The organism is Bacillus sp. AFS037270, assembly GCF_002585305.1.
In genome coordinates this window covers 64861-78406 of sequence record NZ_NUNF01000008.1, presented here as the reverse complement: position 1 = coordinate 78406, position 13546 = coordinate 64861, and the positions used below count along the sequence as shown (strand labels likewise).

Annotated in this window: 14 protein-coding genes; 4 read left to right on the top strand and 10 right to left on the bottom strand. The window is 36.3% G+C overall.

Translation table 11 applies throughout. From position 1 onward, the window contains the following. Nucleotides 1-124: 124 nt before the first annotated feature. The 4 genes from COD92_RS03570 to COD92_RS03555 all read right to left on the bottom strand — a co-directional run bounded on the left by COD92_RS03570 (nucleotide 125) and on the right by COD92_RS03555 (nucleotide 3489). On the bottom strand, nucleotides 125-814 hold the full coding sequence (locus COD92_RS03570; RefSeq protein WP_098527146.1) for a polysaccharide deacetylase family protein: 690 nt from the start codon (nucleotides 812-814) through the stop codon (nucleotides 125-127). Between the two features lie 55 nt (nucleotides 815-869). Continuing rightward, on the bottom strand, nucleotides 870-1547 hold the full coding sequence (locus tag COD92_RS03565; protein ID WP_098527145.1) for a TVP38/TMEM64 family protein: 678 nt from the start codon (nucleotides 1545-1547) through the stop codon (nucleotides 870-872). A gap of 19 nt (nucleotides 1548-1566) precedes the next feature. Then, on the bottom strand, nucleotides 1567-2742 hold the full coding sequence (locus tag COD92_RS03560) for an MGDG synthase family glycosyltransferase (protein WP_098527144.1): 1176 nt from the start codon (nucleotides 2740-2742) through the stop codon (nucleotides 1567-1569). 84 nt (nucleotides 2743-2826) lie between these two features. Next, nucleotides 2827-3489, bottom strand: coding sequence for a phosphatase PAP2 family protein (locus COD92_RS03555; protein ID WP_176541014.1), 663 nt, complete (start codon nucleotides 3487-3489; stop codon nucleotides 2827-2829). 177 nt (nucleotides 3490-3666) lie between these two features. Here COD92_RS03555 and COD92_RS03550 point away from each other — a divergent pair, with 177 nt between their 5' ends. Beyond that, nucleotides 3667-4383: a response regulator transcription factor gene (locus COD92_RS03550; RefSeq protein WP_098527142.1), complete on the top strand. Its 717-nt coding sequence runs from the start codon at nucleotides 3667-3669 to the stop codon at nucleotides 4381-4383. Continuing rightward, nucleotides 4373-5986: a HAMP domain-containing sensor histidine kinase gene (locus COD92_RS03545; RefSeq protein ID WP_098527141.1), complete on the top strand. Its 1614-nt coding sequence runs from the start codon at nucleotides 4373-4375 to the stop codon at nucleotides 5984-5986. Before COD92_RS03550 ends, COD92_RS03545 begins: the two co-directional genes overlap by 11 nt. 45 nt (nucleotides 5987-6031) lie before the next feature. Here COD92_RS03545 and COD92_RS03540 read toward each other — a convergent pair whose 3' ends face one another. Further along, nucleotides 6032-6913, bottom strand: coding sequence for an alkaline phosphatase family protein (locus COD92_RS03540; protein ID WP_255286482.1), 882 nt, complete (start codon nucleotides 6911-6913; stop codon nucleotides 6032-6034). 116 nt (nucleotides 6914-7029) lie between these two features. Here COD92_RS03540 and COD92_RS03535 point away from each other — a divergent pair, with 116 nt between their 5' ends. Beyond that, nucleotides 7030-7944 (top strand): VanW family protein, encoded by a 915-nt coding sequence (locus tag COD92_RS03535; protein WP_098527139.1) that lies wholly within the window; start codon nucleotides 7030-7032, stop codon nucleotides 7942-7944. A 28-nt stretch (nucleotides 7945-7972) separates the two neighbouring features. On the opposite strand, the gene COD92_RS03530 is transcribed toward COD92_RS03535, so the two are convergent. Further along, nucleotides 7973-8269 carry a ribosomal protein L7/L12 gene (locus COD92_RS03530; protein ID WP_098527138.1) on the bottom strand — a complete coding sequence of 99 codons (297 nt, stop codon included), beginning with the start codon at nucleotides 8267-8269 and terminating at the stop codon, nucleotides 7973-7975. A 270-nt stretch (nucleotides 8270-8539) separates the two neighbouring features. On the opposite strand from COD92_RS03530, the gene COD92_RS03525 reads away from it, so the two are divergent. Next, entirely contained in the window at nucleotides 8540-9355 is an 816-nt protein-coding gene (locus COD92_RS03525; RefSeq protein WP_098527137.1) for a hypothetical protein, read from the top strand. Between the two features lie 148 nt (nucleotides 9356-9503). Here COD92_RS03525 and COD92_RS03520 read toward each other — a convergent pair whose 3' ends face one another. The 4 genes from COD92_RS03520 to COD92_RS03505 all read right to left on the bottom strand — a co-directional run bounded on the left by COD92_RS03520 (nucleotide 9504) and on the right by COD92_RS03505 (nucleotide 13529). Continuing rightward, nucleotides 9504-10148, bottom strand: coding sequence for a YcnI family copper-binding membrane protein (locus COD92_RS03520; RefSeq protein WP_098527136.1), 645 nt, complete (start codon nucleotides 10146-10148; stop codon nucleotides 9504-9506). 18 nt (nucleotides 10149-10166) lie between these two features. Beyond that, on the bottom strand, nucleotides 10167-11819 hold the full coding sequence (locus COD92_RS03515; RefSeq protein ID WP_255286481.1) for a copper resistance CopC/CopD family protein: 1653 nt from the start codon (nucleotides 11817-11819) through the stop codon (nucleotides 10167-10169). A gap of 15 nt (nucleotides 11820-11834) precedes the next feature. After that, the gene (locus COD92_RS03510; RefSeq protein WP_098527135.1) at nucleotides 11835-12410 is read right to left on the bottom strand and encodes a DeoR family transcriptional regulator; all 576 of its coding nucleotides are present in this window, start codon (nucleotides 12408-12410) and stop codon (nucleotides 11835-11837) included. A gap of 270 nt (nucleotides 12411-12680) precedes the next feature. Further along, a complete protein-coding gene (locus tag COD92_RS03505) occupies nucleotides 12681-13529 on the bottom strand; it encodes an SPL family radical SAM protein (protein ID WP_176541013.1) in 849 nt (282 codons plus the stop codon). Nucleotides 13530-13546: the final 17 nt, after the last annotated feature.

Sequence of the window (13546 nt, the reverse complement as noted above, 5' to 3'; positions counted from 1 at the left end):
ATGAAAAATTGAAATGTGATAACACAATGAACCTCTATACTTTATGATATCAGCTTTTATTAGCTTATCACTATTAATGAAATGAGACAAAAGATGGTTAAACCTACCTTATGTCCTTTTCCTTCTACAACTCATCTATTCTTACACAAGATATCCTACGACTTGATAATTCTTTAAATACTTCCTTTAATGCAGTAATGGTATTGTTCGGTGCATCTACATCAGCCCCGACTGTTTCTCCGCAATCATGAAGAAGGACAACATCCCCCTTTTTAATATCCCGTAACAATCTTTTTTCAACTTTTTCACTGCCGCCTCTACTGCGCCAATCTTCTGCCATTACCGACCAATGGATCATCTTATACTTTTTTATTAGTAGAAAATCAAATAAAGTTAATAATCCCCATGGCGGACGATAGTAAATAGGCCGCTCTCCAGTAATTTTCTCAATAATGGAAGCAGTCTTCGTTAAATGCTGGCGAACCGTCCGAGGCCACATCACCCAGTTAGATTTGTGCACATAATTATGCATGCCAATTAAGTGTCCCTCGGCATGCATTCTATCTATTAACTCTGGGTATTTTTCAGCTTTAGAACCAACGACAAAAAATGTCGCTTTTATTTTATTTTTTTTTAACAAATCCAATAGCTGCGGTGTATAAATGGGATTTGGACCATCATCAAAAGTAAAAGCAACTTTTTCAGAAGTATCTTTCCTCTTTAAAACCCCGATACCTGCACCAGCGGTAAGCAGAAATGGAACTATCCAATAAAGTGCAAGGAAGAACAACACAAGTAAAATAATATTTAACATTTCCTGTCCTCTCCTCTTCGTTTTTGTCTAGTATGGGTTCATATTCATAAATATTTTATATGGACTTATTCCATTTTTTTTTCATGACAATACTTATGACAGAAGACAGAATAAACAGACCGCCGCCAAGCATAAAAGGAATCAATTTCCCATGACGTACCCCTGCAAATAGACAGCTTACAGATATCGTATAAGGCAATATCCCTAAAGCAGTCGACCATGAAAAGGCTCTTTTATTTACTCGCAATATACCTGCCGCATAGTTGATAAAATGATAAGGAACCAATGGTACAAAGCGAATAAGCAAAAGTCCTATATCCCCTTGTTTTTGCAGCCAAACTTGTACTTTTTCCATATATGGTTTTGCCAACGGTTCTATTATAGGTCGAGCAATCCAATTGGCTAGATGATAGGCAAGTAGTGCCCCTAAGATCCCGCCAATCCAAGAATAGATCCCACCTGCAACTGGACCATATATTTCAATAAGAAATAGTGAGACGAATTCGCCGGGAGCAGGTATGACATTTACCACCGTTTGAATCAAAATACCAATGATTATCCCAAATAATCCAAGATTACGAACGGATTCAAGCCATATTTTTGCTGCTCCTGAATGAAGAAAATATATATATAATCCTGTGAAAAGTAAGAAAATAATCAAACTTCCCATCGAAAAAAAACGAGCTCCCATCAACTTTTTACATTTGTTTGATGCTAATATGATATTTTCCATATTTCACCTTCTTCTTAACTTAGTAACCAAACGTACACACTAGTTCAGCCAAACTGTTGTTGGCTTCTTTGGTTTTCATTATTACTTCTGCTGAGGCAAAAGCTGATTCTTTAGGATGAAACTGTTTTGAATTGTCTCTCATCTGTTGAAGTAGATTTTTATTGTTTAATATTTTCGATAAATGATCGATCAAATCTCGATCAGTTGCAGCCTGAAGCGCCACCCCTGAATGAACTAAAAATTTTGCGTTATCCTGTTCTTGTCCAGGAATCGGTTTATAAAGAAGCATCGGCAATTCCATTGCGATTGCTTCAAAAGTAGTCACTCCTCCTGGCTTAGTGATCATAAGATCGGAAATGGCCATTATTTCATGAACATAATTAATATAACCAGTGAGATGAATGCGATGTTTAGAATCCTTTAGCTTTTCCTGTAATTGCATACGAAGTTTATCATTATGTCCACAAACAATAATTAATTGAATTGGGTTTGGTAATGCATCAATCTCCTGAATGGTGGAATTCCCATCCCCAATCATGCCGCAACCGCCTCCCATCACTAAAATGGTAGGAATATGTGGATCTAAATCGTATTTCTCAATAATTTCCTCTCGTTGAAAGAATTGAGAAAATTGCTGTCGAATCGGGATCCCTGTATGTGCAATCCTATTCTCTTCAACCCCTAATTTAATTAGTGAATCACGGACAATATTTGACCCTACGATATATTGATCAGTGAAAGGATATATCCAGCAGCTATGATCAGTATGATCTGTAATGGTTGTAACAGAAGGAATGTCAGTTAACCCTAAAGATTTTAACTTTGACATGACCGCTGCAGCCAAGGGAAACGTGCTGACTACGACCGTTGGCTGTACTTCTTCAATTAACTTAAGCATGCGGCCGACGCCTGTAGATAAAATGGTCTTCATCACATTGGATAGTTTGTTTACTCTTCGTGTTTTTTGATAGATAAAGCCGTACACCTGAGGGAATTTTTTCACGCCCTGCAGATAAATGAAACGGCTAAACTGATTGGAATAAGGATGGACCCATTCCATAAAATCATAAATTACAGGCTCTAATGCCGGATATCTAATCTGTATTGCGTCTTGTAAAGCTTGGGCTACTTGAATATGACCATCACCATAATTACCGGTAAGAATTAAAACTTTTTCTTTATTTTCTGCTTTCATTGTTCTCCACTCCTTTAAATTGTGTGATTTTATCTATGAGTATCGACTGCCCCACATTACCCTGTGGTTAACTCGCAAAAATGGCTATACTGAAAAAGATTTTTTGGCAACAGGTTTTACGGTCCGTTTCGGCATTACTATCCAACTATGCACAAGTTCTACTATTTTAAATAACCATTCAACCAAAACAATTGCGGCTACTACATCCATAATCACATGTTGTTTAATAAACAATGTGGCAAGAATAATAGAAGTTGAGAAACATACGATGCTCCATTTGATCCATCTGTTTGAGAGCGAACTGTTACGTATCGCTCGGATCATTAAGTAACTGCTCATAACGTGAATACTTGGAAAGCAATTGTAAGGTTGATCAATCTGGTAAACATACTGCAAAATTCTTGAAAGGAAATCCTCACCTGTTATCTCAGGGCGTACGGGACCTACCGTTTGATAAAAATAATAAATGATAAAACAAACTAGTAATCCTAGGTCAAAAACAAGAATCGTTTTGAATGCAAGTGTAGAATCTTTGAAACAAAAATATGTTAAGGTTATTGTTAAATAACCAACCCATGCAACGTATGGAACCACAAACAATTTCACAACTGGAATAGCTTTATCTAAACTCGTAACAAGCGTATGAACACCGCGAGAGGGTGTATTTAAATATGGATAAACCAGCATCATCGCTGGTATACTCAGCAAAAAACAAAGCATGCCAACTATTTTCCATTTTCCATTCATTTCCGAACTCCTCCTCGTCTGTTTGTATGTTACAAAAAACTTCTTAAGGAAACCTGCCATTCCTTCTGAAGATTTTCTTAAAAGTAAAAGTAAATCTTAAGAAAAACTTCAGAAATTCTATTGTTTTTTCTTAAGAGGAATAGAGTAAACTTTAGCCATTAGAAAGGAGAGGTTTATATGTCACAAGAAACCATTCTAATTATTGATGATGAAAAAGAAATACGTGATTTAATCGGGATTTATCTTAATAATGAGGGATATAACGTAATGAAAGCAGCAGACGGAATTGAGGGGCTAACAATCCTGGAAGAAAACACTGTTCATTTGGTGGTATTAGACATCATGATGCCTCGTTTAGATGGAATTCAAGCATGTTTAAAAATCAGAGAAAGCAGAAATGTTCCTATTATTATGTTATCAGCCAAATCACAGGATATGGATAAGATTATGGGTTTAACAACAGGAGCGGATGATTATGTTACAAAACCGTTTCAACCTTTGGAATTAGTGGCAAGAATTAAGTCACAGCTCCGTCGTTACCTCCGTTTTAATCAAATGGATGGAAAGCCCCAACCAAATACAGTCCCACAAATGGATGTCTTTTCCATAGATGAGTTAATGATTAACGTTTCTACTCACGAAGTGTCGGTAGAAGGAAGAGAAATAAAACTTACACCAAGAGAATTTGCCATTTTAGAACTTTTGGCTCGCAACCCCGGTGTCGTATTTAGTACAGAAAAAATTTATGAACGGGTATGGAATGAACCCTTTTATGAATCCGAAAATACCGTCATGGTTCACATTCGAAATTTGCGTGAGAAACTTGAGAATAACCCGCGTACACCTCGGTATATTAAAACAGTTTGGGGGGTCGGCTATAAAATTGAACAATAAGAAACAGTTGTCCCTCCTTCCTTCGAGTGACAACTATTTGAATAAACTAGCTCTGTTAGTAAAGACAAGCATACGAATTCAGGTGATATTAGCGTTTGCTTTTTGTATTCTTGTTTCCACGCTTGTCGGTTTAGCAGCAAGCCCCTTCTTTGTTAATGAAGATCGTAGACTTGATTTTACAGAAGGGGTCGTAACGATTGATGAAAGTGCACGAGATTTGGTCAAACAATTTAATCAAATGAATCAAGATATAAACGGACTCGTATTAGATTTAGGAAATGAGGATCCAGCTTTCAAAAAGAAGTTTCTTAAACGTTCTCCTACCTATGCAAAAGGAACCGAGGAATGGGTAACGGTCCCGTACGATAGGAAGTCCGTCTATCAATTAACAAAAACAGAATTTATTCAATATTTAATCAATAAACCTAAAATACAATTCAATCTCAATACACTCATTACCAATTCAGACGGAAAGGTCCTATACAGGGCCAAAGGAATAAGTGATACACAAATCAACCTTGAAAATGTAATGACAAATGCCCAAAAGACTTTGGTTGGAAAAGATCATGATGAACACCCCACTATTACTAAGCTTTATTCGATAACACTAGATGGTGAAAAGAACTATATCATTGTAAGTGGTGTCCCTAAATCCACGACTGTTTATATAAAAGAAACCGGTGTTACTCCCTATCTTCTAGGGCTAGTTACGTTTATTATTTGTTTTTATCTGATCACCAAAAGGAAAATGAAAGAAATTGAGGAGATTGCATTAGGTTTAATGGAAATAGCGAAAGGAAATTTAAACTATAGAATTCGGGAGAAAAGTAAAGATGAGTTGGGGTCTCTTGCAACCAATATCAATTATATGGCTTTCGAATTAAACGAAATGATCGAAAGGCAAAGACAAACGGAAAAATTAAAGGATGAGCTTATCACCAATGTTTCCCATGATTTACGTACGCCGTTAACGTCGATTATGGGTTATTTGAGACTTGTGAAAGACCATCAATACAAGAGCCAAACACAATTAGATGAATACGTGGATATCGCTTACGGAAAATCTGAACAATTAAAAAAATTAATTGAGGATCTTTTTGATTTTACCCGGTTAAATTATGAGGGTGTACAGCTAAAAAAAGAAAAAGTTAGTCTAAATCAAATGATCAGGCAGCTAATGGACGAACTTGACCCTATCGCTAATGATAACAATGTTAAATTTAGTAACGATCTCCCAAAAGAACAAATAATGATGAAAATTGATCCAAATCAAATGGTCCGGGCGTTAGAAAATGTGTTAACGAACGCAATTAAATATAGTACTCCTCCTGGAAACATTTATGTAAAGATGATAAAAAACAAGCAGTCAGTTCAAATTTCTGTTTCAAATCCGTGTGAAACCTTAACCAAAGAAGAGGTTACAAGATTATTTGATCGTTTTTATCGGGTAGATACCTCACGTTCTTCAAATAAGTCTGGAGCTGGATTAGGATTAGCTATAACCAAAAGTATTATTGAACTGCATCGTGGAACAATACATGTCGATTATAAAAATCAAATGATTGAACTAACAATTGTTTTACCTTTTCACGAGGATCAATAGTTTAAGGGCCATCCAAGTAGATGGCCCTTATTGTTAATGCTTTTTTCACTTCCATATTTCTTTGATAGGTTCACTAGTTTTAGCATTGCCTGCATGGGACAGCCTGTATATATCTTCTATAGTTCTTAATAAGTTATAGTGATTAACATCTGAGTCATATAAACCTTTTTTTACCATCGGTCCCACAAAGAAGGTCGGTATGATATTTTTGTCTGATCCTTCATCTTCATCCCAAGTAACAACCAAAAGGCTATTATGGGTTTTTGCCCATTGGACATACGGATCGATGTGTTCTTTTAACCATTGATCAGCTTCCTTGATAGTACCGTCATGCATGTCATTATCAAGGGTTGGAATGACAAACGAGACCGTAGGTAATTGAGAAAAATCTTTCGGGAAATCTTTCATTGATTGATTAGCCTCTGTAGGAATATTTGAGAAGTTAGTCCAAGGATTGTGCTTTCGAGCATATCCGTTTCCAGCCGACTCCCGATCATAGCCGACTGAAGGCAGCCCCTCCGAGTATCCCTTAAAAGTGTATTTCTTTTTAATTAATTCACTTGCAAGGTTGTCAGTAGAGAATTTTGAACGAGGCATTTTATCATTCATTACCCCTTGATTCGATCCTGAAAACAAAGCCAAGTAATTGGGCTGGCTCGGATGTTGGATGGCATGGTAATTGGTAAAATTTGCTCCCTGCTTCATTAATGAATTCATATAGGGTGCGGATGAATTACCTGCAATCTGACTTTTAGAGTGATTTTCTTCCACAACAATCAATATATGGTCAACCTTTGGGAGTGTTGCCTTACTAACCTCCTTGTGAAGGGTATTGTCCGGAAGAGTTTGATTCTTGGGCTCATTTTGATGATTACAAGCACATAATAAAACGATCATCCCTGCAATTAAATGCTTCCATTTATGCATAACGATTTCTCCAACTCCTTCCATTTTAACTTAGAATATTACCATTAATTAATCATCAAGCCACTACATGAAAGGAATATTTCTGCCCATATTAACAAATGGGAGGTTGTCTATATATGAATTTTACTTGGTTACTTGGGCTATTTGTTTTATCTCATCCTGTGAATATGCCAGACCATTTAGCAATCACTAACAATGGGCTGCCTTTATCAGTCAATTATTGTACAGATTTTTCGACGAACATACCTGAATTACCCGTGATTAATACAGAACAATTAAATAAATGTATGGACAATATTGACAAACAAGTAGCTAAAGATCCTAAAAATGCGATGATTGATAAAAGAGGAAATATCTTACCAGAACAAGTAGGATACCGTTTACATCGCCAAATTTTCACAGAAAGAGTTTATTCGCATTATTTTAACAAGGGTACATCTAAATTAGAGCTCCCCTTACAAACCATTTATCCTAAAGTTGATAGTGAATTACTTGAAAATATTCGAAATGCAAAAATCGGAAAATATGTAACATCCTTCAACACCTATAATAAAGAAAGAACGAATAATATTTATCTTGCTACTAATGCTATTAATAATTTTGTGGTTTTTCCAGGAGAAACCTTTTCTTTTAATAAAGTGGTGGGAAAAAGAACCACAGAAAAAGGATATTTGCCCGCCACTGTCATCAAAAGAGGAGAATATTCAGAAGATATCGGTGGAGGAATTTGTCAAGTATCATCTACCCTTTTTAACGCTGTGGATAATGCAGGGTTAAACATTATCAAACGTTTTTCACACAGCAGACAAGTTTCTTATATCCCACCTGGACGAGATGCTACCGTTAGTTGGGATGGACCAGATTTTGTTTTTACAAATAAATACAATCAACCCATTCTGATTCAAGCAAAAACAATAGGAAACAACTTAATGGTAGAAGTCTATTCTTCAGATGTTATTAATTTTAATCCTAAAAAAGTTCCCTACCTTCCTTATGATTTGCATAAAAAAGTAGCTCCGTCTAAAAATTAAAGATGTTAAAATCATCCGATCGTTACACCTATTTTATTCTTTCGCTAGTTAAGGAATCCACATATTCTTTGGATTCCTTTAAACCATGTCCTGTGACCATTCGATATCTTTTAATGGCTTTAATCTTTTTACCGTCTGCAATAAGGCTCATTAATTCAGTTTGTATATCCGCTGTAACTTCATCGGGAACTCCAACTTGTTTAGCAATTTTATTTAATGTGTTGTTTACACGGGCAAGCTCACTTCTTAACTGACTAATTGCACTTATGGTGCTCATTAATAAAGCACCTGCTCCTAAAATTCCCCAAATCACTAAATCATCCATATGCTCCCCCTAGCTATTGTACTAATCTCAATATTATTAAATTGTATAAACGAACAGGAATTGATATCCAAACTATTTCCATTATAAAACATTTCACCTATTATAAACAAAGGATCTAAGTAAGGTCACTTAAATTCTCCCTGAGTTCAGTTTTTCTTCCCCAACAAATCCTACATTTAGTAGTCCCACATTTACTATGCTATGATATAAGTAAACTGAATTTTTTTCTAAACCCTATGTTTTGCAAAATATTTGAGAGGGGTATTTCTTTTGAAAAAAATTTTTTTAGTACCCTTATTCATTAGTTGTTTATTTATATCTGCCTGTGGTGCAGCCAGAGTCCCAATGAATACGGATAGTAAGCATATGATGAATATGAAGCCAGTTAGCGGTAATGAAACACTCTCAGAATGGTCTGCACCAGATAGTATAACAGCTAACCAGCCAGTAACAATCTCGATCCTTATTAAGGACAAACATAATAAGCCGATTAATGAATTTGAAACAGTCAGCACGAAAAAAATGCATTTAGTGGTGGTTAGTAAGGATCTATCTTACTTTGCCCATATTCACCCCACTTTTAAAGGTAATGGACTATTCGAAATTACAACAAAGTTTCCTGCCAGTGGAGATTATAAGCTCATTGCTGAAATGACACCTGTGGGGGCTAGTGATTACAGTATTGAAGATCACTGGATAACGGTACAAGGCACTCCCCCTGCTTCAGTTCCGATAGAACCTGACCCAACGCTTACCAAAATCATTGATGAAACGAAGGTAACACTTTCTTTTGATGAGAAACCTACTGCAAAAAAAAATCTCGATATGAATTTCACCTTATATAATGCTGCATCAAATAAGCCGATAAAAAATTTAAAACCCTACTTAGGTACGGTAGGACATTCGGTTGCAATTGATAAGGACGTAAAACAGTTCATGCATATTCACCCATTATACCCGAAAGCAAAAGGTCCAAAAGTGGTATTCATGACCTACTTCCCAACCAAGGGAGTTTACAAAGTCTGGGGCCAGTTTAACGTCAATGGACATATTCTGACGGTTCCGTTCGTTATTAGCATAAACTAAATAAGAAAAGCGGAAGGCGCCCGCCTATCGGCGACAAGCACAAGACGAGCCGGCNNAGCTGGACAATTCTCGAAGTAAAAAACTTTTATACTTTCTTATCTCATGAAAAAACCTGTTCAACAGATGAACAGGTTTTTCGGGTTTTTAGTTATTTTTTTCGAATGGCAAAGATTAGAGCTGCTAGTGAAAGAACAACAGAAACAATCGATAAGATAAGCGGGAGAGAATTAGATTGTTCAGTATCGGCAGCTTTTGTTTCGTCAGTTTTAGTATCTTCTGTTGCAGCTTGATCATGATGATCATCTGTTGAAGCACCAGCTACAATAGATGTTATAGAATGTGGAGTTTTGGCTGATTCGTCACCTGTCCATTCCACGATACTTCCATCTTTATAATATTGGTAAGCATCCCAAGCGATATCGGCAGCCTTATCAGGGTTCTTCGCCACAAAGGTAAATTGCTGGAATTGACCTGGTAAAATTCCTTCTCCAGTTGCTTCAAAGGTAAATGATTTTACCTTGCCACTGGTGTCTTTATCAGCAGTATACCTCCAGCCAGGGACGGGTTGATATGACATGATCTCCACCCCTGCAGGTGCTTTTAGCGTGAATTTCGTGGTGGGTACTTCTTTTTCAACGGGAACCTTCACCGTATACGTTTCCCATGCCCCAGTGGTTGACGTTTTTGGCATAACGGTCACATGGGCACTTGCCACACTTGAGAATAATAATAAACCTAACACGGTTGGTAAAACCACTTTAGTAATTTTTTTTATCGTTTTTTTCAATTTCATATCTCCTCTATATAGTATTTATTGACTGCCAACAAACACTTTGAAGTCTGTATCAATCGATTCTAAATCCTTGGTTAGGACATGGACATGAACATTCCATCGGCCTGCCATATTGAAATTCATGCCCTTTCCTTGATAAGTGCCTTCCTTGACTTTCACTAATGTTTTCGTGGCTTCCCCCATATCCATCTCTAGAGAGTTAAATGTAAGGGTTGCTTGTTCAACATCCTTAATTGGCTGACCATGTTTGTCTTTTAATGATAAGACAAAGGTATTTTCTCCAATGACATTAGGGGATGCTTCAAAGGTGATTTTACTCTCCTGTTTTACCGTTTTGCTTTCCTTAAATGAACCTGGAGAAGACATGGCAGTTGGTAAATTAGTTAATAATACAGATAGAACTAAAACAACCGCACCAGCCATTAATTCTCCCCATAAAGTGGCTGGCAGTCCTTTTTCCTTATTTCGCTTCCCTTTTACAAAGTTAAATGTTGCAAAAATAATCATGATAACAAGCAGGACTATTTTTGCGGACAATACTCTACCGTAATTAGTCGTTAGAAGTGTTCGAAGATTAGGAATGTATGAAAGACTACCATAAATGCCTGTAAAACTTAACACGATTACTAACAGGATTCCCCACTTGGAAAATTTTCGAATTGAATTCAAATAGAGTCCCTTTGTATCGATTTTTCTACTAAGAGGGATCAATGCAACCAGAACCATTATGCATCCAATCCAGATGGAGGCAGAAAGTAAATGGATAAAATCTACTGAAATTGCAAGAAAAACGTTGATGGAAGAGGCTGCATGACTTGTAAATGACCTGGACAAGAGCAACCCTATTCCGAGAATGAACGAAATCCATACCCATAATGAATGGAATCTTTTTATTATTAGCAAATAGGTAGAGATGAATAGGAAAAACAAACTAGTGATTTGTATGATCCATGTTTTCCCAAAGAGTGTTGTTACTAACATATCACCTAGCACTTTAACCCTTAGAACTTCACTCCATGATAATCCTGATTCTATGGTTGCCTGTAACGGCAAACTCAAAAGAATGCTAATGGATAAAGTAATCAAAGAAAGTTTTAATAATTTACTAAAAGTACTGCTAACCCTAGCATTTTCCCGTAATTCCTTTGGCAAGACAAAAAGATAGAATAAGAGCATTGCTACAAAACACGCATTACTTAAATATTGAAGCCAACGTATCATTATCAAGTCTAATTGAGGCATATATCCTTTTGATTCATTATGTATGCTTGTACTGTCTTGAGTCGAATCGCCATTTCCTACTTGGAATGGAATCACTCCCTCAACAGGATGTCCATCACTAGATACAACCCTCCATTTTATGCTGTATGTGTCGTTAGGCAGATTTTCAGCTAAACCTGTTTCAATAATGGAAGGATTTTTAGGATTTATACGACCGTTTTTCTGATCAACCCGATTCCCCGCTGAATCAAACACCTCTAAAGAATTGAACGACGCCTGGATAGTTTCATCAAATTCAATCGTTACCTTTTGTGGTGCTTGATTTACAATCTCATTTTCATAAGGGGTTGATTTAAGTATGTAAGCATGCGCAGAAGTGAATGAAGGACATAAAAATAGAAAAAGATACAAGACTGCAATAAGCAGGACGCCGCTTTTTATCAGTTTCAACCCAGCTCCTCCTTTCTATTTATGACACCCACAGCCTATATCACCGTTCATTCTTTTTGAAACCTCTTCCACTGCTTGATCAAATCGAAGGATCGTTCCACCAAATCCTTTTTGAAATTGCTCTGCATATTTTAACGAATCAAATGTTAACACCTGAGGTTGACAGCAATTTAAATTAAAATCTGCACCAAATACGAAATAGGCCAATTTGGCACTGATCGTAGTATGCTGCAGAAAGTCACGGCAAATAATTTGAGATACATTTTTTTCAATATCTTTATATCTTAGTAAACCACAGTGCGGACAGCAAAATTGTTCGACTGTTTGATGAATCGTGATGATTTGCATGGGATGCCGATTATTCAATTCCTTTAAACAATAGGTACAAGAATGGAACGAAACTGTTGAATTGGATATTAAGGATATTCCACCTGACGTTTTATTGATCTTATTTTCCTCTAATAGGGGCTTTATATCCCTATATACAGTCATCTCAGAGACATTAAAACGTTTACTAATTTCTGCTATGGAAAGGGTTCCTACTTCAGACAACCAGGTCAATATTTGTTTTTGTCTCTCAACTGGCAGCATTTTAAACCTCCTTTCGTTTTCATAACTCCACAATTATACAATAGAATAGTTTTTTAATATTAACAAGTTATAAATGTGAAATTTATGTGAAAAACATCATTAAAATCACAATTATTAACAAAACAAAAAGCCTCTCTGTTTTTATACAGAAAAGGCACTTAAGAATAATTAACAGCAAGATTACTTTTATCTAATGAATTAAAGATGCTCTTAAATCATTTACACCATTAATTTTAAATATAGTAAGTTATATGTTTAACCAAAATAACATCAATTCTTATTCTTTTTTATTGGGAAGGCTTCTTGCTTAGAAACTCGTATTTTTTCACTATTAAAATACTTATTAAAATATTTTTCCACCCTTACATGTATGTCTTTCTGATACCAATCCGTTAATTGATGTTCTTCAAATAAAAGTGGCATTCCTAATCTTTCTGAACGTTTCCCCATTGCTCCATCCCCAATACTTAGAGTATCAATCCAAATATGATCAACGATTCCAGCCAATGCTTTCGGAAAGTCAGGAGTAAATGGCAAAACAGGTGAGATTGAAGCTTGAGTGGTTATTCCTGCATCATGAACCTCTTTTAAGGCGTTTAACCGCAATTGTATTCCAGGTGCAACTGGAGCGAAAATCTGCCTTATATCATCTCTATCTGTTTCAATAGTCATCGAGACAAGGATTTCACATTTTTCTTTTAATTTTACTAACAAATCTATATCTCTTTTGATGAGGGGGCTTCGTGTTTGGATTTGCAGAAAATCAGGAGGATTCTCCACCATTGCTTCTAATACCCCCCGAGTAATGGCGGCTTTACGTTCTATCGGTTGGTAAGGGTCTGTGGCTGAGGACATAAAAATGTTCACGGGAGTTTTTCTCTTACGAAGTTTTATGATTTCATTTCGGTAATTTTCTGCCGCGTTTGTTTTTATGTCCAGCCATTCGCCCCAAGGAATATCTTTGAATTTTTGGATCGGCATTTCTCTAACATAACAGTACCTGCACGAGAATGCGCAGCCACTATAAGGATTTAAAGAATGCGTAAATCCAACATCTAAGTAACCCTTTGCTTCTGTAAGGATTTTTTTTGCAAGTGTTTCCCTTATTTCCATCCCCATATACATCGCTCCCCTCA

Coding starts and splice junctions, on each gene's coding strand:
- COD92_RS03520 (WP_098527136.1), bottom strand. CDS start 10,148: ATGAAATTGAAAAAAACGATAAAAAAAATTACTAAAGTGGTTTTACCA.
- COD92_RS03535 (WP_098527139.1), top strand. CDS start 7,030: ATGAATTTTACTTGGTTACTTGGGCTATTTGTTTTATCTCATCCTGTG.
- COD92_RS03505 (WP_176541013.1), bottom strand. CDS start 13,529: ATGGGGATGGAAATAAGGGAAACACTTGCAAAAAAAATCCTTACAGAA.
- COD92_RS03570 (WP_098527146.1), bottom strand. CDS start 814: ATGTTAAATATTATTTTACTTGTGTTGTTCTTCCTTGCACTTTATTGG.
- COD92_RS03560 (WP_098527144.1), bottom strand. CDS start 2,742: ATGAAAGCAGAAAATAAAGAAAAAGTTTTAATTCTTACCGGTAATTAT.
- COD92_RS03565 (WP_098527145.1), bottom strand. CDS start 1,547: ATGGAAAATATCATATTAGCATCAAACAAATGTAAAAAGTTGATGGGA.
- COD92_RS03510 (WP_098527135.1), bottom strand. CDS start 12,410: ATGCTGCCAGTTGAGAGACAAAAACAAATATTGACCTGGTTGTCTGAA.
- COD92_RS03555 (WP_176541014.1), bottom strand. CDS start 3,489: ATGAATGGAAAATGGAAAATAGTTGGCATGCTTTGTTTTTTGCTGAGT.
- COD92_RS03530 (WP_098527138.1), bottom strand. CDS start 8,269: ATGGATGATTTAGTGATTTGGGGAATTTTAGGAGCAGGTGCTTTATTA.
- COD92_RS03540 (WP_255286482.1), bottom strand. CDS start 6,913: ATGCATAAATGGAAGCATTTAATTGCAGGGATGATCGTTTTATTATGT.
- COD92_RS03550 (WP_098527142.1), top strand. CDS start 3,667: ATGTCACAAGAAACCATTCTAATTATTGATGATGAAAAAGAAATACGT.